General features: G+C 43.3%; 2 protein-coding genes. One reads left to right on the plus strand and one right to left on the minus strand.

From position 1 onward, the window contains the following. Positions 1-145 precede the first annotated feature (145 nt). Positions 146-469 (plus strand): ferredoxin FdxA, encoded by a 324-nt coding sequence (fdxA, locus tag A3757_RS24810; RefSeq protein ID WP_068510699.1) that lies wholly within the window; start codon positions 146-148, stop codon positions 467-469. 94 nt (positions 470-563) lie between these two features. Here the strand turns inward: fdxA and A3757_RS24815 are convergent. Beyond that, a partial coding sequence (locus A3757_RS24815) for a SprT-like domain-containing protein (protein ID WP_068740490.1) occupies positions 564-1,054 on the minus strand: 491 nt, incomplete at its 5' end.

Raw genomic sequence — 1,054 nt, forward strand, 5'->3', positions numbered from 1 at the left:
CTTGTCTCTTGCGCTAACTTACTTGTGTTTTAAGTCAATAATCGTAACATTTGCGCTATGACAGGCGTTTAAGCTTGAACCCTGTCACATCTGACATTAGAATACACCGCATAATTTTAATGAGACCAAACACTGGAATAGCAATATGACATTTGTTGTAACCGATAACTGTGTTAAGTGTAAGTACACAGATTGTGTGGAAGTTTGTCCTGTAGACTGCTTCTATGAAGGCCCTAACTTTCTGGTAATCGATCCTGACGAATGTATCGATTGCGCACTTTGTGAGCCAGAATGCCCAGCTGATGCAATCTTTTCTGAGGACGAATTGCCTGCCGACCAGACGCAGTATATCGAGCTAAACGCCGAGCTATGTCAGACTTGGCCCTGCATTACCGAGCAAAAAGACCCGCTTCCAGATGCTAAAGAGTGGGACGGTGTTCCTAACAAGCTTCAATATCTAGAGAAGTAAATTCTTTAGTCGCCTTGTCGTTAACTGGCGTCAGATCGCTCGCTAACGACAAGCTCCTCTTAAATAAGAACTGCCTGGCCTCATTCACTTTGGCCTATTTAATTCTCAAGCTTTCCTTACAGCTTTTGCATACATATCTTGCATCACTTCTTACGATTCTATTGTGTCGAATTGCGCTCAAATCATGAATTCGATCGTGACATGCACAAATATATGCAAAGGTTCGTCGTGCCCTTTTCGCGCTTGAGAAGTTATGCCTTACCTTTGGCTCAACATTAAATACTTCTGACATAACCTGCTTCCACTGTCGTCCATGCGGCATTACCTTCTTGCCTTCATGATAGCGACCAAAATACTGATAGACGATGAGGTGTGCACATTCGTGAGGTACAACCTCTTCGTTAAAGGCTTGTTGGTTTTGATTTAAGAGCGCCTGATTAAATCGAAGCTTGTATCGATAAGTCTTAAAAGCGTTTTGTGTGACGACAAACTGGCCGGCAGCTTGCCCCTTTAGAAGAAAGCAAAGGTTGTGATAAACGAAGCTTTTCTTAAGGTGATGTTCTGCCTGCCGCAGGCAGTGTTCTA

It is taken from the genome of Oleiphilus sp. HI0117, from assembly GCF_001635235.1.

What these genes read in the sequence shown, in the direction of transcription:
- fdxA (WP_068510699.1), top strand. Translation starts at nt 146, where the DNA reads ATGACATTTGTTGTAACCGATAACTGTGTTAAGTGTAAGTACACAGAT.